The following is a 20,440-nucleotide window of genomic DNA, read 5'->3' as shown; positions in this document are numbered from 1 at the left end:
GGTAGCGCACTGACGATGGTCACCACGGCAGCAGGCAGCTTCGGGCCTCTCGTCTCGGCCGGCCCAGCGCTGGTCTGGGTCGTCGTGCTCGCGTTCGTGTTCATCGAGTGCGCGGTGATCCTGGGCCTGTTCCTGCCCGGCGACTCGATGCTGATCACCGCGGGCATCGTGCTGGCCAACCATGCGTCGGGCACCGGTCACGTGTGGGCGTTGTCGGTCGGCGCGATGATCGCTGCCATCTGCGGAAACCAGGTGGGGTACGTCATCGGTCACCGCACCGGCAACCACATCCTCGCCCGCAAGGGCGGGAAGTATCTCAACTACACCAACCTCCACAAGGTCAACCTTCTGCTGGAGAAGCACGGATTCTGGGCGGTACTCGTCGCCCGCTGGATTCCGTGGATCCGCACCCTGTGCCCGCTGGTCGCCGGTGCCGCCAAGATGAATCACACCAAGTACACGATCGCCAGCACCATCGGCGCCATCTTCTGGGCGCCTGTCCTGCTGCTCATCGGTTTCTACTTCGGCTCGTTCCTCGACCGGGTGTCGTGGCTGATGCCCGCGGTGCTCGCCGGGATGGTCGCGCTGCTGGTGATCGGCACCGTGCTCGGGGTGTGGCACTACCGGCAGGAGATGGCGCGTCCGCCCGAAGAAGTGGAAGTCGAGGAAGTGCTGGACTAGTGCCGGTGCACCGCGTCCCACGCGGGCAACGGGCCGTCGAAGAGAGTCCACGCCGCCGGTCCTGATCGCGCCCACAGTTGGGCGGGTTCGGTCACGAGATTCGGTCCGGCCTGCGACTCCGGGGTGTGCCCCGCGGCGCTCGCCCCTGGCCAGTTCGGCGAGGAACGTCGACGCATCCACGACCGTCACCATCGTGTCGATGGCCGCGACCGGGCCGAGGCCTGAGCCCCGGCCCGTGTGACTACAGCGCGACGGTGCCCGGCGCGTCCGCGTACTGGCTCTCGGGGCGCGGCAACCCGAAGTGGTCGCGCAGCGTGGTGCCCGAGTACTCGGTGCGGAACAGTCCGCGCTCCTGCAGGATCGGGACCACCTTCTGCGCGAACACCTCGAGACCGCCCGGGTAGTACGGCGGCATGACGTTGAACCCGTCCGCGGCGCCCTGCGTGAACCATTCCTCGATGGTGTCGGCCACCTGCACCGGCGTCCCGACGACGACCCTGTGCCCACGCGCACCGGCGAGACGGTGCAGCAGTCCGCGCAGCGTCGGGTTCTCCCGCTCGACGATGCCGGCGATCACCTGCAGACGGCTCTGCTTGTTGTCCGTGACGTCGCCGGCGTCCCCGAACAGTCCGGCGGGCACGGGGGCGTCGAGATCGAGGTGCCGCACGCTCGAGCCGGTGAGAGCCTCGAGCTGGGCGATCCCGTACTCGGGCGAGGTCAGTTCGTTGAATTCTCGCTCCAGGTCCCGCGCCTCGGCCTCGGTGTCGCCGAGGAACGGGCTGATGCCGGGAAGGATCTTCACGTGCTCCGGGTTGCGGCCGAACTGCACCGCACGCTGCTTGACGTCCGCGTAGAACGCCTGCCCGTCCGACAGCCGCTGGTGCGCGGTGAAGATGGCCTCGGCGTACTGGCCTGCGAACGCGCGGCCCTCGTTGGACGCACCCGCCTGCACCAGCACCGGGTGTCCCTGCGGGGAGCGCGGCGCGTTGAACGGTCCCCGCACCCGCAGGTGGCGTCCGACGTAGTTGATCTCGTGGATCTTCGACGGGTCCGCGTAGATGCCCGCGGCCTTGTCGATCAGGATGGCGTCGTCCTCCCAGCTGTCCCACAGCTTGACGGTCGCGTCGACGAACTCCCGCGCCCGCGCGTAGCGGTCGGCGTGGTCCGGGTGGCTGGGCAGTCCGAAGTTGGCGGCCGCCACGTCGGTGCCGGTGGTCACGATGTTCCAGCCGGCCCGGCCGCGGGAGATGTGGTCGAGGGACGCGAACAGCCGCGCGAGGTTGTAGGGCTCGAAGTACGTCGTGGACGCGGTCGCGATCAGCCCGATCCGTTCGGTGGCCGTCGCGATGGCCGTCAGCAGCGTGATGGGCTCGAGTGCTCCGGCGGCGCCGTGCTCGACGTCGCTGCGCAGGGCGGGGCCGTCGGCGAAGAAGATCGCGTCCAGCTTCGCGGCTTCCGCTGTCTGCGCGATCTCCTGGAAGTAGGAGACGTCGTACAGCCGCTCGGGCGTCGTGAGCGGGTGACGCCACGCCGACTCGTGGTGCCCGGCCGGGTAGATGAACGCGTTGAGACTCAGCTGCCGCTGTTGATCTGACATAACGAACTGTCTAACAGCGCCGAATCCGGGGCGATACGGTTAATTTTCGCGTGATTCGAACCGTCGCCTAGCGTCGCGGGTACCCCGCCGCGGACACCATGTGCGCGGCCTCCATCAGCATCCAGCCACCGAGCTGGACGGACATGTCGCGTTCCGGGATCCCGGACGAGCGCACGGTGCCCCCGGTGAACGTGGCGATTCCCCCACCCAGTCCCGGCAGTTGCGCCTGCCGGGTCCAGTCGTGGCCGAACAGCGGCTGCCCCTCGATCTGCAGGCGGTTCTCCCACGCCGATTCCGCGGAGGTCAGCACGAGTTGGGCGGCGATCTCCCGGGCCCGGATGTCGGCGGGCGACTCCCACGGCAGCATCACCGCGGTCAGCGCCAGGTACCGCGCGAGGATTCCGTTGAACAGGCCGCCGTCTCCCCCACCGCCGCCGTCGATGACGCCGTGGGGTGCGAGGTGCTCGTCGATGGCGTCGACCAGCCGGTGCGTCCGGTTGCGGTGCCGGGGGGAACCGAGGCGCACGGCGAGTTCGGTTTCGAGTCCGAGAACGACGCCCTGACAGTAGGAGTAGATGCTGCGTTCGATCTCGCCGCCCGGGTGGATGCCGTCGGCGATCAGGTTCGTGTGCGCGTCCCGCAGCGTGTCGTCGATCCAGTCGGCTATCGCCTGGGCGCGCCACAACTTTCCGGTGCGGGCCAGCATGATCCCGGCCGGGCCGTTGGCGGGCGCGTTGTAGAAATTCGAGCCTTTCCGCCACGGGATGCCGCCCCCCGCCTCGGGCGCCCAGGCGTCGAACAACTGGGATTCGAGCGCCTGCACCGCACTTCTGTTGTCTATGAAGTGCATTCGCTGGGCACGCTCGAGGGCGATTCCCAGCCAGGCCATGTCGTCGTAATAGTTGTTGGTCCAGCCCGAGATGTTCCGCATACGGTGGCTGCGCGCAAGTTTCACGATGCGGCGACGACGGCGCGGCGTGGGGTCGCGTTCGAGGGCGTCGACGGCGCAGTCGAGCAGGTGGGCCTGCCACCAGTAGTGCCAGCTGAGGAACAGCCGCTCGCGCCGCACCGCCGGCCAGGCGACGACGCCCAGGGTGGTGCCCGGGAGCGCCCACAGCCGGCGAAGGTGCCTGCTCACCACCGCTTCTTCAGCGGCGTCCGCGCGCGCCGACCACGAGTCCTGCATAAGAGTTGATCTTGCCTATTCGCCGAGGGTTCCGCTACCACGCACGGCCCAGGTCCGCGTGCTGTCGAACCCACGCGTGCATCGCGATTCCCGCGGCGACCCCCGCGTTGATGCTGCGGGTGGAACCGAACTGTGCGATCGACACCGTCATCGCCGCAACCTCTTTCGCCTGGTCGGTGACTCCCGGCCCCTCCTGGCCGAACAGGAGCACGCAGTCGCGGGGCAGGTTCGCCGTCTCGAGCGGCACCGACCCGGGTGTGTTGTCGACGGCCACGATGGTGAGACCTCGCTCACGTGCGAAGTCGACGAGGCCCTCGACGTCCGGGTGGTGGAGGACGTGCTGGTACCGGTCGGTGACCATGGCGCCGCGCCGGTTCCAGCGTCGACGTCCCACGATGTGGACTGCCGCGGCGGCGAACGCGTTGGCGGTGCGCACCACCGTCCCGATGTTCGCGTCGTGCCCGAAGTTCTCGATGGCCACGTGGAGCGGGTGGCGCCGGCTGTCGATGTCCGCGACGATCGCTTCCCGCGTCCAGTACCGGTAGGCGTCGACCACGTTGCGGCGATCCCCGCCGGCCAGCAGTTCGGGGTCGTACCGCGGGTCGGTGGGGGGCGGGGTGTCGTGCTCCTCGGTCCACGGGCCGACGCCGTTCGGGTTCTCGCCCCATTCGGTGGGACCCGTCTCGGCGACCTCGACCTCCACCGGGCCCGTCTCGACTCCGCTCACGACGTCAGAACGTCTTGTTCGAATCGGGGGCGACGGTGAACCCGTGCGACGTCTCGTCGTTGGTGCACGTGACGGCCGTGGCGGTGGTGCCGCAGGTGTAGCCGAGCTTCGTCAGTTTCGACCCGGCGGGCAGTGCCGCGTCCGGTTCGGCGCCGCCCGAGGTGTACACGAGGCCGCCGGCGCACATGAACGACGCCTCGCCGTCGTTCTCGACGCGGATGCCGTGACCCCAGTCGACCATGCAGTCGTCGGGGCGCGGCGGCACCGGGCTCGTCGACCCCTGGCAGCCGGCCTCGGTGCGGTTCGGCAGCTTGATGATGCCGCACTGGAACCCGCCGTCCGGGGACGTGAAGAAGTACGACTCGTTGTGCTCGTACGGGACGTCGACGAGCGTCGTGGTCGGCGCTTCGGTCGTCGTCGTCGGCGGCGGCGGCGCAACGGTCGTGGTCGTGGTGGTCGGCGGAACCGTCGTCGTGGTGGTGGTCACAGGGGCCGCGGCCGTCGTCGTCGACGTCGGCGGAGCCACCGCGTCCGAGGACCCACCACACCCTGCGAGCATCATGGCCGAGCCAATGCTCAGACACACCAACGACACCCGACGCCACGCCATACGGCCACCTCCATACATACTTACCTGCTGCCGACACTGCACTCTAACGGCAGTGCGGCGGCGGGGCCGCTTCGGCGAGGCCGGGACGGGTTAACCTGGAGGTGGAGGCATTCGATGAATCATCAGCGCATCGTGCGGACGGTCTGCTTCGTCACGGTCGGCTACGTCGTCGTCCTCGCCGTCTGGCTGGGATGGTTGATCCAGCACACCCCGCCGGCCACCATTCCGTACCAGATCATGGGATTGGTCGCGGCCTTCGGCTCGGCGCTGGGCTTCGGGATGATGGCGGCCGGTCGGCCCAGCCGCGCCGACCGCAAACTCGAACGCCACGGACTCGAGGGCTGGGCCCGCATCGAGCACGTCACCCCGCTCCGCCGCACCCCGGACGACGGCGAACTCACCGAACTGGACCTCCGGCTGACCGTGCCCGGATCGGAGAGCTACGCCGGACGGGTCGTCTACGAGGTGCGGCGGGAGAACGCGACACGATTCGTACCGGGCGAGACGATCACCATCCTTGTGGACCCGGAGGACCGGGACCACATCATGCTCTGCCCGTGATCCGGCGGCGCCCGAGCGCGAGCATCCCCTCGACGAGCAGCAGCTGGGCCGCCGCGTAACTGGCGAGGATCGCTCCTTCGGCCGCGGCTCTCCCCTGTTCTCCCCGGATGAACAAGCGCCGCACCACGATCAGGCCGTCGGAGGCGGTGAACAGCATCCCGCCCACGCCGAGCCAGCTGCGCCGGTCGGTTCCCGGCACGGCCACATTCGCGTAAACGTCGGCGCCGGGCGCGAGGGACGGGTCGGCCGAGAGGGTCGACGTGGTGCCGAGCAGCGCGCCGTACGCGGTCAACGGTGCGGCGACCTCCTTCGCGCGCCCGTGGAGAAGCGCCGCCGCGCCCGCCCACCCCGCGAGCCGGGGCAGCAACGCGGGCACCGTAGGCCGGGCGCCCCGGCGCAGCAGCAGCGCCGAGTAGCCGACCTGCATGACGGCGAACGAGGACGCGCCGCGCACGAGACGGGCGTCGTCGTCGGGGTCGATCATGAAGACGTCCCCCACGGTCGCGGCAGTGAGACCGGCGAGGAGAAGCGCGACGTCGGCGGGGTCGGTGCCCGCGCGCCGCCGCAGCACCCGAACGGCGAGCGCGGGCGCGATCAGTGGCTTCGCCACGCGCTGCAACCGTTCCCGACCGGTGACGGCTCCGACCACGGTGGCCAGCGTCGCACCGGCGAATACCGCGTGCTCGACACCCCAGTTGTTCTTCGACTTCACGTCTTCCTCCCACGCTTTCGGATGAGCCGAGGTTACCGGTCCGAACAGTGGTTGACTGGAGAGTGGATGCGACGGAGAATCCGCGATTGTGAGGCACAGCTGATGGCAAAACAGGCGCGCGCGGCGGCCACCCGCCATCAAGTGTTAGAGGGTGCTGCACTGAGCTTCGAGAAGCTCGGGTACGGCGGCGCGAGCCTCAGCGGCATCCTCTCCTACGCCGACGTGACGAAGGGCGCCTTGTACTTTCACTTCGAGTCCAAGGAGGCGCTGGCCTGGGCGGTGATCAAGGAACAGCACGCGATGGCGATGCTGGCGGCGCAGCGCGTGCTCGCGACGGCCCGGTCGCCGATGGAGGCGATCCTGTTGTGCGCCAAGGAGATGGCCCGCCAGCTGCTGACCGAGCCGATCGTGCGGGCGGGAGTGCGGCTGACCCTGGAACTCGGGACGTCCCGCGGCCCGGCCACCGATCCCTACATCGACTGGACCGACACCCTCGTCGCACTCGCGGGCAAGGCACGGGAGGCGGGTGAACTGCGCGCGACCGTCGATCCCGCCGCGCTGGCCCGTTTCCTGGTCAGTTCGTTCACGGGCATGCAGTTGGTGTCCGAGGCGCTGACCGGGCGCGCGGACCTGTACGAGCGGCTGGCCGACATGTGGGGGCTGCTGCTGCCGTCGATCGCGTCGCCGGACATGCTGCCGCGCCTGCTCGAACTCGTGGCACTGCGCGACGACGTCGCGTCCTGACTCAGACGCCGGTGTGGGCGGGTTCCTCGGGACCGTCCGGCGCCGGTTGCGGCAGGTCGAGCGGATGTGACTGCGTCGGCGCCGGCTGGACGACGGCGATGCGGGCGCCGTCCGGAATCGCGTCGACGGAGCAGATGGTTCCGAAGATGCCGAGGCCGCCGAACAATGCCAGCAGGCCGTAGGCCAGGAACGTCGACGTTCGTTCGACAGCTGATCGTGGTTCGCCCTCCAGTGCCATCGTGGTGCGCCGCGCGTACACGGCCCTTCGCTCTCGGGGATTTCGGCTGAGTTCCACCATGTGGCCCTTCTTCGCATGATCGGTCGGTGCGGATGGTGTCGGGTCGACGCTTACGAGTCTGTCGCGGCGGCGGCCGGGTGTCGCCGCCCCCAGGGATGGAATGCATTCCACCCAGGGTTGGACGGCCCGGCCCGGCACCCCGGGGCGCGGGCGGTTATGATCCGGACCACACCAGGTGTACGCAGAGCGGAGATTCTGTCCGCTATGCGTACATCGTGAGCATCGCCCGAGCAGGAAGGCCTCATGACGACGACCGAGGAACCGACCCGCAGCGAAGACGCGCAGACGCGCCCCCCTCGCTTCGAACGACCGCCGTGGCCGCCCGCCGGCCCCCGCCGCCTACTCCGCGACCTCGGCGGCGCCTACGCCGCCAATGGGCTGATCGGACTGATCTTCTCCGCGACCGGTCCCGTGGCCGTGATCCTGGCCGCCGGTTCCGCGGGCGGACTGTCGCCCGGGCAGATGGCGTCGTGGATCTTCGGCGTCTTCTTCCTCAACGGCATCCTCACCGTCCTCGCCAGCTGGCTGTACCGTCAGCCGCTCGCGTTCTTCTGGACGATCCCCGGCACGATCATCGTCGGCGGCTCGCTCACCCACCTGTCGTGGCCGGAGGTGCTCGGGGCGTTCCTCGTGACCGGACTCCTGGTCCTCGCCCTCGGCCTGACCGGGCGGGTGCGCCAGGTGATGGCGATGCTTCCGATGCCGATCGTCATGGCCATGGTCGCCGGCGTCTTCCTGAAATTCGGCACCGACCTCGTCCACGCCGTGGGAGCCGATGCGGCCGTGGCCGTTCCGATGGTCGTCGCCTTCGTCCTCCTCGCGTCCCGCGCCGCGCTCGGCCGGTGGATGCCCCCGATTCTCGGCGCACTGCTCGTCGGGGCGGCCGCGGTCGCGGTCACGGGCCGCTTCCAGCCCACCGGCACCGGCACACCATGGATCGCGGCGCCGATGTTCCAGGCTCCGCAGTTCACCTGGCAGGCGATCGCCGAACTGGTCGTCCCGCTGGCGATCACGGTCATCGTCGTGCAGAACGGTCAGGGTGCGGCCGTGCTGACGTCCGCGGGCCACAGGCCGCCGATGAACGTCGGCACCGTCCTGTGCGGGGTCTGGTCCCTCGCCACCGCCGCCGTCGGAGCCGTGTCGACGTGCCTGACCGGGCCGACCAACGCCCTGCTGGTGGCGTCCGGGCAGCGCACCCGCCAGTACACGGCGGCCGTCGTCTGCGGACTGCTCGCCGTGGTCGTCGGCCTCTTCGCCCCGCTGTTCGTTCAGCTGATGCTGGCCACCCCGGCCGCGTTCGTCGCCACGCTCGGCGGCCTCGCGATGCTCCGAGCGCTGCAGGGGTCGTTCGTCGCGGCGTTCGGCTCCCGATACACGCTCGGCGCGCTCGTGACGTTTCTCGTGACCGTCTCGAACGTGCAGTTCCTCAACATCGGCGCGGCCTTCTGGGGACTGATCGCCGGACTGCTCGTGTCCCGGGTGATGGAACCGGGTGATTTCCGGAAGGGATGATCGGTCACCGCCCCCGCCGCCACCACCTGCCTGCCGGGGGCGGGTCCGGTACCGGCTCCGGTTGCGATTTCGGGGGCGCTGCCTGCTGCGGCTTCTGCACGTACTGCTTCTGCTGCCGCCAGGTCGCGACGACCTCGTCCGCGTCGACCGGGCTCACCGGGATCCTCGGACCGGACGGCGCCCGCAGCCATTCGACGATCTGCAGGTTGAGCTGCGCCACCACATCCCGCACCGCCTGCTCGGACGGCATTCCACGGATCGTGTCGGGCAGCCGCTCGATCTCCTTGCGCAACTGCAGCGGCGTGGGGAGCAACGAGTCGGTGGGCAGATTCTCGCGCCGGAGGTAGTTCTTCACCCACCACAGTTCGTCGTCGACGTCGCCCGCCGGAATCGGTTTGCCCGCACCGGGGAGATCGTCGAAGTCGCCGCGCTCCTGAGCGAGCCGGATCTGCTTGTCGATCCAGCTCTCGAAGCTCACCCCGGGAGGTTTGCGCTCGGTCACGCACGCCATTGTTCCAGGACCCGGTTCAGCCTGCCGGGGCGTCGGCTCCCGTGTAGAACGCGGTCGTGCGATCGCCTGCCGCGGTCGCCGCGGCTTCCGGAGTCCCGAACACGATGCTCGCGGCCCGCCACTGCTCGCTGCTCGCCGTGATGAACTCCTTGCCCTCCTCGCTCGCCGACCAGGCCTCGCTCTCCTTCGGGTCCATCGACTTCCCCGTCCCCAGATACAGGAACAGCCCCAGAACCCCCAGTTCCCAGCCGACGCCGGTCGCGCCGGGCCCGTATTCGTCCCAGAACTTGTCGTCGACGTGCGCCGTGTGCAGAAGCTCGAAGCGGGTGCCCCCGGCCGGGTCCGCGGTGAAGGACACGTCGATCCAGCTGACGTCGCCGCCGTACTCCCAGGTCGCGGTGAATCCGTTGGGCGGATCACACGTGAGGATCTCGCCGCCGGCGTTGCCTTCGAGCTGATAGCGACCGTGCAGGCGCAGGTCGCCCGTCACCGGCATGAACCACCGTGGGATTCGCTCGGCGGTAGTGCAGGCCTCCCACACCTCCTCCACCGTGGCGTCGTAGATGCGTCCGATCGTCACGGTGCGGGCCTCGCCCGCCTCGAGCGTCCGACTGCCCACCGAGCGGCGCACCGCGTTGATCTGTTCCGTCACTTCGATCATCGATCGCTCCCTTGTTTCGGGTCTGTTTTGTCCTCGCCGGACAGTCGTTTTTCGCGGCGCCCCCGCGCGATCTCCGTGGCCAGTGCGTCGAGCCGCGGCGTCCAGAAACGCCGGAACTGGCCGAGCCACGCGTCGATGTCGCGGAGCGGTTCGGTCTCCACCGCATACAGCCTTCGCGCACCGTCGCTCCGGACGGTGGCGAAACCGTTCTCCCGCAAGACCTTCAGATGCTGAGACACGGCGGGTTGCGAGATGCCGAACTCGGCACGGATGACGTCGCTGACCGCACCGGACGTCTTCTCGTCGTCCGCGATCAGCTCGAGGATCCGGCGTCGGACCGGATCGCCGAGTACGTCGAAGGCGTGCATGCCCCTATATTTCAGCCTTCGCTTATATAAGTCAAGACGCAAATGATTGCCGATCACTTGCCAAGCCGCCCACACTCCTTTTACTGTGACACCACGTCTCAGTTAAATGGACTGACGGCGAAGGTTCCGTATCCACCCAGGGAAGCGACCATGACAGCGACCACCCCCGAGCACGCCGCAGCGCGCGAGAGCAGCGGAGACGAGCGGCACCTGCGCGTCGTCGTGGTCGGCGCCGGCCTGTCAGGAATCGCCGCCGCGGTCAAACTCGAACGCGCGGGCATCACGGACTTCGCCGTCCTGGAGAAGTCCGATCGCGTCGGCGGCGTGTGGCGCGAGAACACCTACCCCGGGTGCGGTGTCGACATTCCCGCACCTGTGTACTCGTTCTCGTTCAACCCCAACCCGGGATGGCGCAGCAACTTCGCACTCCAGCCGGAACTGCTGTCCTACATCGAGGACACCGTCGCCAAGTACGACGTGCAGTCCAGGATCTCGATGCAGACCGAACTCCACGAGGCCGTGTGGTCCGACGAGCGCCGACGCTGGATCCTCGACACCGGTCGGGGCACGATCGTCGCCCAGCACGTGATCTTCGCGGCGGGCCCCATCACCGAACCCAGCACTCCCGCGGTACCCGGCATCGACGGTTTCGGCGGCGACATCTTCCACTCGGCCCGCTGGAACCACGACGTCGACCTCACCGGAAAGAAGGTCGCGGTCGTCGGCACGGGCGCGTCCGCGGTGCAGTTCATCCCCGAGATCCAGCCGGACGTCGAGGCGCTGTACGTGTTCCAGCGCACCCCGGCCTGGGTGGTGCCCCGCCTGGACTTCCCGTTCCCCCGACTCGCGCAGTCGGTGTTCTCGCGGGTCCCCGCCGTGCAGCGCGCGCTGCGGCAGATCCTCGACGTCGTTCTCCGGACGCTCTCCTGGGCGATGCGCCGCGAACGCACCGCCCGGCTCCTCAACCCCCTCGGCACCCGCTGGCTCGCCCGGCAGGTGCCGGACCCGGCACTTCGCGCGGCACTGACCCCGAACTTCACACTCGGATGCAAACGTCTCCTGCTGTCCAACACATATCTCCCGGCACTGACGAAGAGCAACGTCGAGTTGATCCCGCACGCCCTCACCGAGGTCGATGGACGCGTCGTCGTCGGCGCCGACGGCACCCGCCGCGAGGTCGACGTCATCATCTTCGGCACCGGTTTCGACGTGAGCCATCCGCCGATCGCGAGCCGGATCCGCGGACGCGACGGGGCACTGCTGTCGGAGAAGTGGTCGAAGAGTCCCGAGGCGTATCTGGCCACCACGACACCCGGCGCACCGAACGCGTACATCATGCTCGGCCCGAACATCCTGGTGTACAACTCGTTCCTCGGACTGGCCGAGACCCAGCTCGACTACATAATCGACGGAATCACCAAGGCGGAGCGGCAGGGCATCGAAGTGCTCGAGGTGCGCGACCAGCCGTTCCGCCGGTTCAACGACGCGGTGCAGAAGGGCCTGGAGCCGACCGTGTTCAACAACGGCGGGTGCAGCAGCTACTACCTCGACGCCGACGGCAGGAACTTCGCCGCGTGGCCGTGGTCCACCCGGTCCCTGCGCCGCCGCCTCGCCCGTTTCGACCTCGAGAACTACGCCGTCCGGCCGTACCGGACACAGCCGTCCCCCTCCCCTCACCCGTCAGGAAAGTCACGATGATCGAGATCCATCACACTGCTGTCGCCGGCGCACCCGTCGCGGGCGCGTTCGACTACGTCGACGACTATCGCCACGTCCCGTCCTGGATGTTCGGGATCACGAAGTTCGACCCGATCGGCGAACAGGACCGCGGGCTCGGAGCCGTCTACGACGCCGCGATGAAGATCGGCCCCAAGACTCTCGGTTCGGTCGTGAAGGTCACCGGGTGGGAACGGAATTCGCTGATCGAGCTCGAATCGATCGACGGCCTGTACACGCACTCGCGGTGGCAGTTCGAGGCCGTCGGCGAGACCGAGACCCGCCTGACGGTCGATTTCCGCTACGACCTGCCCGGTGGACTCGCGGGCAAGGCGCTCGGCAGGATCATCGAGCCCTTCGTCGCGCAGGCGATCCGCCACACCGACGCCACGCTGCGGCGTCAGGTGGAGGAAGTGGCGCGCCGGTCGGCCTGACTCACTTCGCGGCCGCTGTTCACCCTCGTGTGACAGGTGGAACAGCCGGCGCCTGTGTACATAGATAGTTAGCCTATGTAACATGTTTTGCATGGACGGCGACACGCGGCTGCAGAGCCTGCTCGTCGACCTGGTCACGAATTCTCACCGATTCACCAGGCTCGCGAGTTCCTTCGGATCCGAGGACCATCCCCGGCCGTGGGTACGTGCCCTCGCCCTGCTCGATGACCACGGCGAGCTCCGCATCAGCGAGTTCGCCCGCATCGACCGCTGCTCGCAACCGTCCGCGACCGCCCTGCTCCAGAAGCTCGCCGATCGCGGATACGTGGCCCGCCGGCCCGATCCGGATGACGCCCGGGCAGTCCGGGTGTCCATCACCGATCCCGGACGCGACTGGCTGACCGTGGCCCGCAACGAGATCGCGGGCGCCCTCGCCCCGCACTTCGCGGACCTCGAATCCGAGCAGCTCGAACGACTGACGCAAGGTCTGTCGGAACTGCGTTCGATCGTCAAGTCGTCGGCCCGCGCCTGACGACCCATCCACCCCGAAACACATCGAAGGAGGTGGCCGTGAGCACCACGACCGCAACCGTCACGAACAGCAGCGAGGCGCCACCGAGCCTCCTCCACCAGCCGAAATCGGTGTGGGCCGTCGCCTTTGCCAGCGTCATCGCGTTCATGGGCATCGGGCTCGTCGACCCGATCCTCAAGCCGATCGGCGAACAACTCGACGCGACCCCGTCGCAGGTGTCGCTGCTGTTCACCAGTTACATGCTGGTCACCGGTGTCGCGATGCTCATCACCGGTGTGGTGTCGAGCCGGATCGGCGCCAAGAAGACGCTTCTGACCGGTCTCGCCGTCATCGTCGTATTCGCGGCGCTGGCCGGCAGCTCCGGCACCATCGCCCAGATCGTCGGCTTCCGCGCCGGCTGGGGACTGGGCAACGCCCTGTTCATCGCGACCGCACTCGCCGCCATCGTCGGCGCGGCCAGCGGCGGCGTCGCGCGGGCCATCATCCTCTACGAGGCCGCACTGGGCATCGGCATCGCCGTCGGCCCGCTGGTCGGCGGTGTCCTCGGCAACATCAGCTGGCGCGCACCGTTCTTCGGCGTCGCAGCCCTGATGGCCGTCGCGTTCATCCTGATCGTCGTGATGCTGCCGTCCGCCCCCAAACCGGAGCACCGCACGTCGATCGCCGCACCGTTCCTCGCCCTGCGCCACCGCGGCCTGCTCACCGTCGCGATCACCGCGCTGCTCTACAACTACGGCTTCTTCACACTGCTCGCGTACACGCCGTTCCCGCTGGACATGGGCACGTATTCGATCGGATTCATCTTCTTCGGCTGGGGTCTCGCACTGGCCGTCGCGTCGGTGTTCCTCGCCCCGCGCCTGCAGCGGCGCTTCGGCACGCTGCCGATGATGATGGTGGCCCTCGCGCTGTTCGCCCTCGACCTCGCCATGATGGCCGCGTTCACCGACAACAAGACCGTGCTCATCGTCTGCGTCGTCCTCGCCGGGCTGTTCCTCGGTGTCAACAACACCCTCATCACCGAGACCGTGATGATCTCCGCCCCCGTCGAGCGGTCGACGGCATCCGCGGCCTACAGTTTCGTCCGCTTCGTGGGCGGCGCCGCGGCACCGTGGGTCGCGGGCAAGCTCGGTGAGAGCAACATCCACATGCCGTTCTGGGTCGGCGCCGTGTGCACCGCCGCCGCGATCCTCGTCCTCGCGACCGGCCGAAAGGTCCTCGCCCACGTCGACGAGCACGATCCCGAACCGCACAGCGTCGACGAGGCACTGGCCGTCACGGCCGGCGACGCCGACTGACCCCCTGACGTGAGTGGCAAAGCGTGCCCCGGCACGCTTCGCCACTCACCTGTGTCAGAGGTTCAGGTCGGGAAGACCGAGGAGCGAACGGTACTCGAGACCCTCGGCAGCGATCACGTCGCCCGCCCCGGTCGCCCGGTCGACGACGGTCGCGACACCCACGACGATCGCCCCGACGTCGCGCAGCGCCTTCACCGCGGTGAGCGGTGAGTTGCCCGTGGTGGTGGTGTCCTCGACGACGAGGACACGCTTGCCCACGACGTCCGGTCCCTCGATCTGCCGCTGCATCCCGTGCGCCTTCGCGGCCTTGCGCACCACGAACGAGTCGATCGGCCTGCCCGGCGCGTGCATGACGGCCATCGCCACCGGGTCGGCGCCCATCGTCAGCCCGCCGACGGCGTCGAAGTCCCAGTCCGCCACCAATTCACGCAGCAACTTCCCGATCAGCGGGCCCGCCTCGTGATGCAGCGTGGCGCGGCGAAGGTCCACGTAGTAGTCGGCTTCCTTGCCCGAAGACAACGTCACCTTGCCGTGCACAACAGCCAGCTCACGCACCAACGCGGCCAGATCCTCGCGATCACTCATGCCCGAAACCCTACCCACCTCTACGTACGGGCACGCCCCCGGCCGAACACGTTGGTCAGCCGCCGGACCAGACTCTTCGGGACGAGACGCCCGGCGGTCGTCAGCACCTTGTACTGGAGGCCGGGGATGCTCAGGACCTTGCCGCTCTCGAGATCGGCGAGCGACGACGCGACGACCTGGTCGACGCTCAGCCACATCGCATTCGGAATCGAACTCATCTCGATGCCCGCCCGCTCGTGGAACTCGGTGCGGATGAACCCCGGGCACAGCGCCTGGATCCGCACACCCGTGCCGCCCAGACCGTTCGCCAAACCCTCGGAGAACGAGATCACGTACGCCTTGCTCGCCGAATACGTCGACCCCCGCCCGGACAGCAGTCCCGCGACGCTCGCCACGTTGATGACGGTGCCGTTCGCCGCCGCGATCATGCCGGGCAACGCCGCGCGGGTCAGCTGCATGACGGCGGTGACGTTCACGTCCAGCTGGGACTGCAACAGCTCCGGCGTCGCGGTCCAGAATTCGCCCGACGTGCCGAATCCGGCGTTGTTGACCAGTACCTCGACGCCCTTCCCGAGGCGTTGCGCCACCTCCTCGCGCCCGGACGCCGTCGCCAGATCGGCCTGCAGGATCTCGGACTCGGTGTCGAACAACGCCTTCATCTCGTCGGCGAGGGCGTGCAGGCGGGTGTCGTCACGCGCGACGAGCACGAGGTCGTAACCGAGGGACGCGAACTTTCTCGCGAAACCGGCACCGAGCCCCGACGTCGGGCCGGTGACGAGGGCAACGGGTCGGGCTGAGCTGGGGGGCGTCGACATACCGGTGACGGTAGCAAGGCGCTGCGCGCCTGTGCGCGGTTAACGAGTCCAGGGACTCGTCAGGCACTCACGAGCGCGGAGCGCCCGGCGGCGGTGCGGGACGGTCCTGCGGTGCGGGACGCGGCGGTGTGGCCGGGCGCGTTTCCGGGGTCGGACGTCCCTGGGATGTCGGACGCGCTTGCGGTGCGGGACGTCCCTGCTGGGTGGGACGTCCCTGCGGCGCGGGGCGCGCTTGCGGTGCCGGACGCCCCTGCGGTGCGGGGCGTTTCTCCGGTGCGGGGCGCGATTCGGCGGGGGCGCCGTCACGCAGTCGCGGCCTGCTCGGGTCGTGATGGCCACGGTCGAGTCCGCTCGGCTCGGTGACCGGGGGCAGGACGTGCAGGATGCCGGACAGCCGGGCGACGGCCTCGATGGCCGAATCCCACTCCCGCCCGCTGCTGCCGATGGGCAGCGAACCGAGGGTCCACTCGCCCTCGCTCCACAGCATGTTCACGTGCGGCGGCACCGACTCGGTGAACGCGACCATCCGCTGATCGCAGACCCTGCGGGCGATCTCGAGGTCGGTGGCGAACACGACGCGCGGTCCGATGGCGCCGAGGAGGTCGAGGTCCGAGTCCTTCGGCGGCGGGGTCGACTTGAGGCGGAGGTCGATGTCGACGTCCGAACCGACCCGGCGGCGGACCGCGACGATGGTCGCCGTCTCCTCGAGGTCGAACAGGATGAACGACTCACCGCGGCGTTCGCCCTTCACCACGTCGATGGCGCTGAGGTACTCCTGCTTGGCCAGCGCGGCCCGGTGGAACTGGGCGGGTAGCCGCTCTTCGACGTTGTCGTACGTGTAGCCCTGGGCCTTGGCCCAGATCTGCCGCACACGACCCGTCTGATCACGACGCGAGCGATCGAAATAGAGCAACGCGCACGCGCCTGCGAGTGCGATCAACGCCAGTACGAACCACATTCCGGTCATCGATGATCAGCCTAGCGAGTCGAGGGCGTAACGAGGGTAGGCGGTGCCGGGACACCCCGTGTCGGTTTTGCCCGAACCGGCCCGACGGCCGTGCCCGCCGGCACGGATGGCTCAGTTACCACCGAGCTTGGGCAGCTCGGTGCTGATGATCGTCTCGGCCATCATCGTGCCGTTCTCGACCTTCGTCCCCTGCACCATGACGGTGAATCCGGGTTTCAGATCGGCGACCGTGGTGCCGTCGAGTGCGATCACGTTGGTCTGCGCGTTGGTCTGGACCGTCAGCTTCGAACCACCGAGGGCGTCGAGGGTGAGCGTGGAACCGTCGTTGGTGCTGATCGTTCCGAACGCGGCACCCGCGGCCCCGATGGCCTGCCCGATTCCGCCGGGGAGTTGATCGAGCGGGGACTCGCTGGTGCTCGACGGCGGCGGCGTGGTCGTCTTCGGCGGCGCGGTGGTGGCCGGCGGGCGGGACGTGGTGGGGCCCGCCGCGGTGGTGCTCGACGAGTTGTTCGGCGCCGTCGTGAACAGGGCGACGCCGAAGCCGATGACCGCGATCAGCAGCAGCGCGGCGGCCGCGGCCGCGATCCACGTGCCGATCCGGCGAGGCTTCTTCTCCTCGGTGGCCTCCGCGACCGGCGGCTGGTGCTGCGATCCCGGGTACTGGGCGTTCGGATACTGCCCCGTCGGATACCCGCCCTGGTACTGCTGTGCCTCGTAGGGCGGATACGCCTGCGTGGCGTTCGGCGGCGGAGCCTGCTGGTCGAACCGCGGGTCGTAGGTCGGGTACGCCTGCGTCGGATTGGGCTGGTTCCGCCCGTACGCCGCGGTCGGGTCGGACGTGTAGAACTGCTCCGTCGGCCCACCGGCGGACCCCAGGTACTGGGTGCGGTGGCCCTGATCCGACGCGCCGAGGTGCTCGGTCGGCTGGTCCTGCCGCGACCACGCCTGCGTCGAGTCCTCGTCACGAGCCCGCGACGCCGAATCGTCGGTCGCCCGCGACGCCGTACCGTCGGTCGTCCACGACTCCGTGCCGTCGTACGCGCGCTCCTGCGGGGTGCGCGGATCGTCGGGGTTCGTCATGATCGGCCCCTTCCTCGGGTTCGTGTGGCCGGTGTCCTGCGCTTATGGACGGTCCAGGGTAACGGCGAAACTTAAGACGCCCCTGTGAAAACACAGGTGAGTGGCACGGCGTGCGGGAGCACTCCGTGCCACTCACGTGGGGGATCAGCCGAGGACGAGCGCGTCCCCGGTCTCGGACACCTTCACGGGGACGGTGTCGCCGTCCTTGACGTCGCCGGCCAGCAGCAGCTTCGCGAGCTGGTCGCCGATCGCCTGCTGGATCAGCCTGCGGAGCGGCCTGGCCCCGTACATGGGGTCGTAGCCGCGGACGGCCAGCCAGAAGCGGGCCGAGTCGGACACGTCCAGCGTCAGCCGGCGCGCCGCGAGCCGCCGGGACAGCTGGTCGAGCTGGATGTCGACGATGGACTCGAGCTGCTCCTCGGTGAGCGGGTCGAAGATCACGACGTCGTCGAGCCGGTTGATGAACTCCGGCTTGAACGCGTGCCGCACCGCATCCATCACCTGCTCCCGCGATCCGCCCGCACCGAGGTTGGACGTGAGGATCAGGATGGTGTTGCGGAAGTCGACCGTCCGCCCCTGACCGTCCGTCAGCCGGCCTTCGTCGAGGACGGCGAGCAGGATGTCGAAGACATCCGGGTGCGCCTTCTCCACCTCGTCGAACAGCACCACCGTGTACGGGCGCCGTCGCACGGCCTCGGTGAGCTGCCCGCCCGCCTCGTACCCGACGTAGCCGGGCGGCGCGCCGACGAGCCGGGCCACCGAATGCTTCTCGCTGTACTCGGACATGTCGATGCGGACCATGGCGCGCTCGTCGTCGAACAGGAAGTCCGCGAGGGACTTCGCGAGCTCCGTCTTACCGACGCCGGTCGGTCCGAGGAACAGGAACGATCCGGTGGGCCGGTTGGGGTCGGCGACGCCGGCGCGGGCGCGGCGGACGGCGTCCGACACGGCGACGACGGCCTCTTCCTGTCCGACGACCCGCTTACCCAGTTCGGATTCCATCCGCAGCAGTTTGGCGGTCTCGCCCTCCATCATGCGGCCGGCGGGGATGCCGGTCCATGCCGCGACCACGTCGGCGACGTCGTCGGGCCCCACTTCCTCCTTGAGCATGACGTCGCCGTCGGCGGCGGCACCGGACTCGCGGGCGGCCTGCTCGAGTTCCTTCTCGAGCTGCGGGATCCGCCCGTAGCGCAGTTCCGCGGCCCGGCCGAGGTCGCCGTCGCGTTCGGCGCGTTCCTCCTCACCGCGCAGCGTCTCGAGCTGCACCTTGACTCCGCGCACGGAGTCGATGGCCTGCTTCTCGTTCTGCCAGCGGGTGGTCAGCTGATTGAGCTTCTCCCGTTCGTCGGCCAGTTCCTGACGCAGCTTCTCGAGCCGGTCCTTCGACGCCGCGTCGGATTCCTTCTGCAGCGCCATCTCCTCGATCTCGAGGCGGCGGACGATGCGTTCGACGGTGTCGATCTCCTCGGGTCGCGAGTCGATCTCCATCCGCAGCCGGGACGCGGCCTCGTCCACGAGGTCGATCGCCTTGTCCGGCAGGAACCGGGACGTGATGTAGCGGTCGCTGAGCGTGGCGGCAGCGACGAGCGCGGAGTCGGTGATGCGCACACCGTGGTGCACCTCGTACCGCTCCTTGAGCCCGCGCAGGATGCCGACGGTGTCCTCGACGGACGGTTCGCCGACGAGCACCTGCTGGAAGCGGCGTTCGAGGGCGGCGTCCTTCTCGATGTACTTGCGGTACTCCTCGAGGGTGGTCGCGCCGACCAGCCGCAGCTCACCGCGGGCGAGCATCGGCTTGATCATGTTGCCGGCGTCCATCGCCGACTCACCGGTGGCACCCGCACCGACGATGGTGTGGAGTTCGTCGATGAACGTGATGACCTGACCGGCCGAGTTCTTGATGTCGTCGAGGACGGCCTTGAGCCGCTCCTCGAATTCGCCGCGATACTTGGCTCCGGCGACCATCGAGCCGAGGTCGAGGGAGATCACCGACTTGCCGCGCAGCGATTCGGGGACGTCGCCCTGCACGATGCGCTGGGCCAGCCCCTCGACGATGGCGGTCTTGCCGACGCCGGGCTCACCGATCAGTACCGGGTTGTTCTTGGTGCGGCGGCTGAGGACCTGCACGACGCGGCGGATCTCGTTGTCGCGGCCGATCACCGGGTCCAGCTTGCCGTTGCGGGCGAGGGCCGTGAGGTCGGTGGAGTACTTCTCGAGCGCCTGGTACGTCCCCTCGGGATCCGGGCTGGTGACGCGCGCGCTGCCGCGGACGGTGGTGAACGCGTCGCGCAGCGCGTCGGGGGTGGCGCCGTGCCTGCCGAGCAGCCCGGCCACGTCCGACTCACCCGATGCGAGTCCGACCATCAGGTGTTCCGTGGACACGTACTCGTCGTCGAGTTCGGTGGCGAGGTGCTGTGCTGCGGTGAGTGCGGCGAGGGCCTCGCGACCGAGCTGCGGTGTGGTGGTGGCGCCCGTCGTCTTGGGGAGCCGGTCGACGAGATTCTGCGCTTCGCGGTGGACCGCGGTGGGGTCGACCCCGACGGCCTTGAGCAGCGGGGCGGCGATGCCGTCGGTCTGGTCGAGCAGGGCCACGAGCAGATGCGCGGGCCTGATGTCGGGATTACCGGCCGACGACGCCGACTGGAGCGCAGCGGTCATCGCGGCCTGGGTCTTGGTGGTCGGATTGAACGAGTCCACTGGTCACCTCTTCTGGCGTTGTAGAGCGGTTCGCCGCCGGGGCCGGGTGGCACGTGGCGACGCTGTCATCTTCTTAACGCACAAAGAGTTGAGTCTGTTCCGCTCAACTTTGGTTTTTTTGGCTACCCCCATCATCTCGCCCCCGAGACTC

22 protein-coding genes are annotated in these 20,440 nt (G+C 68.8%); 8 read left to right on the top strand and 14 right to left on the bottom strand.

All coding sequences use genetic code 11. The annotated features are described in order from the left end of the window. Nucleotides 1–15: 15 nt before the first annotated feature. Complete coding sequence (locus tag CA951_RS35930) at nucleotides 16–681, top strand: DedA family protein (protein ID WP_087561410.1); 666 nt, start codon at nucleotides 16–18, stop codon at nucleotides 679–681. A gap of 241 nt (nucleotides 682–922) precedes the next feature. On the opposite strand, the gene CA951_RS35920 is transcribed toward CA951_RS35930, so the two are convergent. The 4 genes from CA951_RS35920 to CA951_RS35905 form a co-directional block, all read right to left on the bottom strand. Continuing rightward, a complete protein-coding gene (locus tag CA951_RS35920) occupies nucleotides 923–2,278 on the bottom strand; it encodes an LLM class flavin-dependent oxidoreductase (RefSeq protein ID WP_087561408.1) in 1,356 nt (451 codons plus the stop codon). 67 nt (nucleotides 2,279–2,345) lie between these two features. Then, on the bottom strand, nucleotides 2,346–3,464 hold the full coding sequence (locus CA951_RS35915; protein WP_087561407.1) for a glycoside hydrolase family 76 protein: 1,119 nt from the start codon (nucleotides 3,462–3,464) through the stop codon (nucleotides 2,346–2,348). 34 nt (nucleotides 3,465–3,498) lie between these two features. After that, nucleotides 3,499–4,191 (bottom strand): TrmH family RNA methyltransferase, encoded by a 693-nt coding sequence (locus CA951_RS35910; protein ID WP_087561406.1) that lies wholly within the window; start codon nucleotides 4,189–4,191, stop codon nucleotides 3,499–3,501. A gap of 4 nt (nucleotides 4,192–4,195) precedes the next feature. Continuing rightward, on the bottom strand, nucleotides 4,196–4,801 hold the full coding sequence (locus tag CA951_RS35905) for a hypothetical protein (protein WP_087561405.1): 606 nt from the start codon (nucleotides 4,799–4,801) through the stop codon (nucleotides 4,196–4,198). 114 nt (nucleotides 4,802–4,915) lie between these two features. On the opposite strand from CA951_RS35905, the gene CA951_RS35900 reads away from it, so the two are divergent. Continuing rightward, the gene (locus CA951_RS35900) at nucleotides 4,916–5,362 is read left to right on the top strand and encodes a hypothetical protein (RefSeq protein ID WP_087561404.1); all 447 of its coding nucleotides are present in this window, start codon (nucleotides 4,916–4,918) and stop codon (nucleotides 5,360–5,362) included. Here CA951_RS35900 and CA951_RS35895 read toward each other — a convergent pair. Next, nucleotides 5,346–6,074: a lysoplasmalogenase gene (locus tag CA951_RS35895; RefSeq protein WP_087561403.1), complete on the bottom strand. Its 729-nt coding sequence runs from the start codon at nucleotides 6,072–6,074 to the stop codon at nucleotides 5,346–5,348. The genes CA951_RS35900 and CA951_RS35895 overlap by 17 nt on opposite strands. 102 nt (nucleotides 6,075–6,176) lie before the next feature. On the opposite strand from CA951_RS35895, the gene CA951_RS35890 reads away from it, so the two are divergent. After that, nucleotides 6,177–6,818 (top strand): ScbR family autoregulator-binding transcription factor, encoded by a 642-nt coding sequence (locus CA951_RS35890; RefSeq protein ID WP_087561402.1) that lies wholly within the window; start codon nucleotides 6,177–6,179, stop codon nucleotides 6,816–6,818. Between the two features lies 1 nt (nucleotide 6,819). Here CA951_RS35890 and CA951_RS35885 read toward each other — a convergent pair whose 3' ends face one another. Further along, entirely contained in the window at nucleotides 6,820–7,116 is a 297-nt protein-coding gene (locus CA951_RS35885) for a hypothetical protein (protein ID WP_087561401.1), read from the bottom strand. 243 nt (nucleotides 7,117–7,359) lie between these two features. Here CA951_RS35885 and CA951_RS35880 point away from each other — a divergent pair, with 243 nt between their 5' ends. Further along, on the top strand, nucleotides 7,360–8,628 hold the full coding sequence (locus CA951_RS35880; protein ID WP_087561400.1) for a benzoate/H(+) symporter BenE family transporter: 1,269 nt from the start codon (nucleotides 7,360–7,362) through the stop codon (nucleotides 8,626–8,628). Nucleotides 8,629–8,632: 4 nt separating this feature from the next. On the opposite strand, the gene CA951_RS35875 is transcribed toward CA951_RS35880, so the two are convergent. The 3 genes from CA951_RS35875 to CA951_RS35865 are packed head-to-tail and all read right to left on the bottom strand — an operon-like array spanning nucleotide 8,633 to nucleotide 10,168. Continuing rightward, the gene (locus CA951_RS35875; protein ID WP_087561399.1) at nucleotides 8,633–9,139 is read right to left on the bottom strand and encodes a DUF1992 domain-containing protein; all 507 of its coding nucleotides are present in this window, start codon (nucleotides 9,137–9,139) and stop codon (nucleotides 8,633–8,635) included. A 16-nt stretch (nucleotides 9,140–9,155) separates the two neighbouring features. Beyond that, entirely contained in the window at nucleotides 9,156–9,800 is a 645-nt protein-coding gene (locus CA951_RS35870; RefSeq protein ID WP_087561398.1) for an SRPBCC family protein, read from the bottom strand. Further along, on the bottom strand, nucleotides 9,797–10,168 hold the full coding sequence (locus CA951_RS35865; RefSeq protein WP_087561397.1) for a helix-turn-helix transcriptional regulator: 372 nt from the start codon (nucleotides 10,166–10,168) through the stop codon (nucleotides 9,797–9,799). The genes CA951_RS35870 and CA951_RS35865 overlap by 4 nt, the downstream gene beginning before the upstream one ends. A gap of 150 nt (nucleotides 10,169–10,318) precedes the next feature. Here CA951_RS35865 and CA951_RS35860 point away from each other — a divergent pair, with 150 nt between their 5' ends. The 4 genes from CA951_RS35860 to CA951_RS35845 all read left to right on the top strand — a co-directional run bounded on the left by CA951_RS35860 (nucleotide 10,319) and on the right by CA951_RS35845 (nucleotide 14,145). Beyond that, complete coding sequence (locus CA951_RS35860) at nucleotides 10,319–11,866, top strand: NAD(P)/FAD-dependent oxidoreductase (RefSeq protein ID WP_087561396.1); 1,548 nt, start codon at nucleotides 10,319–10,321, stop codon at nucleotides 11,864–11,866. Then, on the top strand, nucleotides 11,863–12,318 hold the full coding sequence (locus CA951_RS35855; RefSeq protein ID WP_087561395.1) for an SRPBCC family protein: 456 nt from the start codon (nucleotides 11,863–11,865) through the stop codon (nucleotides 12,316–12,318). Before CA951_RS35860 ends, CA951_RS35855 begins: the two co-directional genes overlap by 4 nt. A 91-nt stretch (nucleotides 12,319–12,409) precedes the next feature. After that, nucleotides 12,410–12,850, top strand: coding sequence for a MarR family winged helix-turn-helix transcriptional regulator (locus CA951_RS35850; protein WP_087561394.1), 441 nt, complete (start codon nucleotides 12,410–12,412; stop codon nucleotides 12,848–12,850). Between the two features lie 32 nt (nucleotides 12,851–12,882). Further along, nucleotides 12,883–14,145: an MFS transporter gene (locus CA951_RS35845; RefSeq protein WP_087561393.1), complete on the top strand. Its 1,263-nt coding sequence runs from the start codon at nucleotides 12,883–12,885 to the stop codon at nucleotides 14,143–14,145. 54 nt (nucleotides 14,146–14,199) lie between these two features. Here the strand turns inward: CA951_RS35845 and pyrE are convergent, their stop codons facing one another. The 5 genes from pyrE to clpB form a co-directional block, all read right to left on the bottom strand. After that, on the bottom strand, nucleotides 14,200–14,730 hold the full coding sequence (gene pyrE / locus CA951_RS35840; protein WP_015889338.1) for an orotate phosphoribosyltransferase: 531 nt from the start codon (nucleotides 14,728–14,730) through the stop codon (nucleotides 14,200–14,202). 20 nt (nucleotides 14,731–14,750) lie between these two features. After that, nucleotides 14,751–15,545 carry an SDR family oxidoreductase gene (locus CA951_RS35835; protein WP_087561392.1) on the bottom strand — a complete coding sequence of 265 codons (795 nt, stop codon included), beginning with the start codon at nucleotides 15,543–15,545 and terminating at the stop codon, nucleotides 14,751–14,753. Nucleotides 15,546–15,612: 67 nt separating this feature from the next. Next, on the bottom strand, nucleotides 15,613–16,512 hold the full coding sequence (locus CA951_RS35830; protein ID WP_087561391.1) for a hypothetical protein: 900 nt from the start codon (nucleotides 16,510–16,512) through the stop codon (nucleotides 15,613–15,615). Between the two features lie 111 nt (nucleotides 16,513–16,623). After that, nucleotides 16,624–17,592, bottom strand: a complete 969-nt coding sequence (locus CA951_RS35825) for a hypothetical protein (RefSeq protein ID WP_087561390.1) — start codon at nucleotides 17,590–17,592, stop codon at nucleotides 16,624–16,626. Between the two features lie 144 nt (nucleotides 17,593–17,736). Continuing rightward, the gene (gene clpB, locus CA951_RS35820) at nucleotides 17,737–20,289 is read right to left on the bottom strand and encodes an ATP-dependent chaperone ClpB (RefSeq protein WP_087561389.1); all 2,553 of its coding nucleotides are present in this window, start codon (nucleotides 20,287–20,289) and stop codon (nucleotides 17,737–17,739) included. Between the last annotated feature and the right edge of the window lie 151 nt (nucleotides 20,290–20,440).

Origin of the sequence: Rhodococcus sp. NCIMB 12038 (assembly GCF_002165735.1) — a bacterium.
Lineage (GTDB): Bacteria > Actinomycetota > Actinomycetes > Mycobacteriales > Mycobacteriaceae > Rhodococcus_F.
The sequence above is the reverse complement of the archived record's forward strand: the minus strand, read 5'-3'. Positions and strand labels throughout refer to the sequence as shown.

What these genes read in the sequence shown, in the direction of transcription:
- CA951_RS35930 (WP_087561410.1), top strand. Translation starts at nt 16, where the DNA reads ATGGTCACCACGGCAGCAGGCAGCTTCGGGCCTCTCGTCTCGGCCGGC.
- CA951_RS35920 (WP_087561408.1), bottom strand. Translation starts at nt 2,278, where the DNA reads ATGTCAGATCAACAGCGGCAGCTGAGTCTCAACGCGTTCATCTACCCG.
- CA951_RS35915 (WP_087561407.1), bottom strand. Translation starts at nt 3,464, where the DNA reads ATGCAGGACTCGTGGTCGGCGCGCGCGGACGCCGCTGAAGAAGCGGTG.
- CA951_RS35905 (WP_087561405.1), bottom strand. Translation starts at nt 4,801, where the DNA reads ATGGCGTGGCGTCGGGTGTCGTTGGTGTGTCTGAGCATTGGCTCGGCC.
- CA951_RS35900 (WP_087561404.1), top strand. Translation starts at nt 4,916, where the DNA reads ATGAATCATCAGCGCATCGTGCGGACGGTCTGCTTCGTCACGGTCGGC.
- CA951_RS35890 (WP_087561402.1), top strand. Translation starts at nt 6,177, where the DNA reads ATGGCAAAACAGGCGCGCGCGGCGGCCACCCGCCATCAAGTGTTAGAG.
- CA951_RS35885 (WP_087561401.1), bottom strand. Translation starts at nt 7,116, where the DNA reads ATGGTGGAACTCAGCCGAAATCCCCGAGAGCGAAGGGCCGTGTACGCG.
- CA951_RS35880 (WP_087561400.1), top strand. Translation starts at nt 7,360, where the DNA reads ATGACGACGACCGAGGAACCGACCCGCAGCGAAGACGCGCAGACGCGC.
- CA951_RS35875 (WP_087561399.1), bottom strand. Translation starts at nt 9,139, where the DNA reads ATGGCGTGCGTGACCGAGCGCAAACCTCCCGGGGTGAGCTTCGAGAGC.
- CA951_RS35870 (WP_087561398.1), bottom strand. Translation starts at nt 9,800, where the DNA reads ATGATCGAAGTGACGGAACAGATCAACGCGGTGCGCCGCTCGGTGGGC.
- CA951_RS35865 (WP_087561397.1), bottom strand. Translation starts at nt 10,168, where the DNA reads ATGCACGCCTTCGACGTACTCGGCGATCCGGTCCGACGCCGGATCCTC.
- CA951_RS35860 (WP_087561396.1), top strand. Translation starts at nt 10,319, where the DNA reads ATGACAGCGACCACCCCCGAGCACGCCGCAGCGCGCGAGAGCAGCGGA.
- CA951_RS35855 (WP_087561395.1), top strand. Translation starts at nt 11,863, where the DNA reads ATGATCGAGATCCATCACACTGCTGTCGCCGGCGCACCCGTCGCGGGC.
- CA951_RS35850 (WP_087561394.1), top strand. Translation starts at nt 12,410, where the DNA reads ATGGACGGCGACACGCGGCTGCAGAGCCTGCTCGTCGACCTGGTCACG.
- pyrE (WP_015889338.1), bottom strand. Translation starts at nt 14,730, where the DNA reads ATGAGTGATCGCGAGGATCTGGCCGCGTTGGTGCGTGAGCTGGCTGTT.
- CA951_RS35835 (WP_087561392.1), bottom strand. Translation starts at nt 15,545, where the DNA reads ATGTCGACGCCCCCCAGCTCAGCCCGACCCGTTGCCCTCGTCACCGGC.
- CA951_RS35830 (WP_087561391.1), bottom strand. Translation starts at nt 16,512, where the DNA reads ATGACCGGAATGTGGTTCGTACTGGCGTTGATCGCACTCGCAGGCGCG.
- CA951_RS35825 (WP_087561390.1), bottom strand. Translation starts at nt 17,592, where the DNA reads ATGACGAACCCCGACGATCCGCGCACCCCGCAGGAGCGCGCGTACGAC.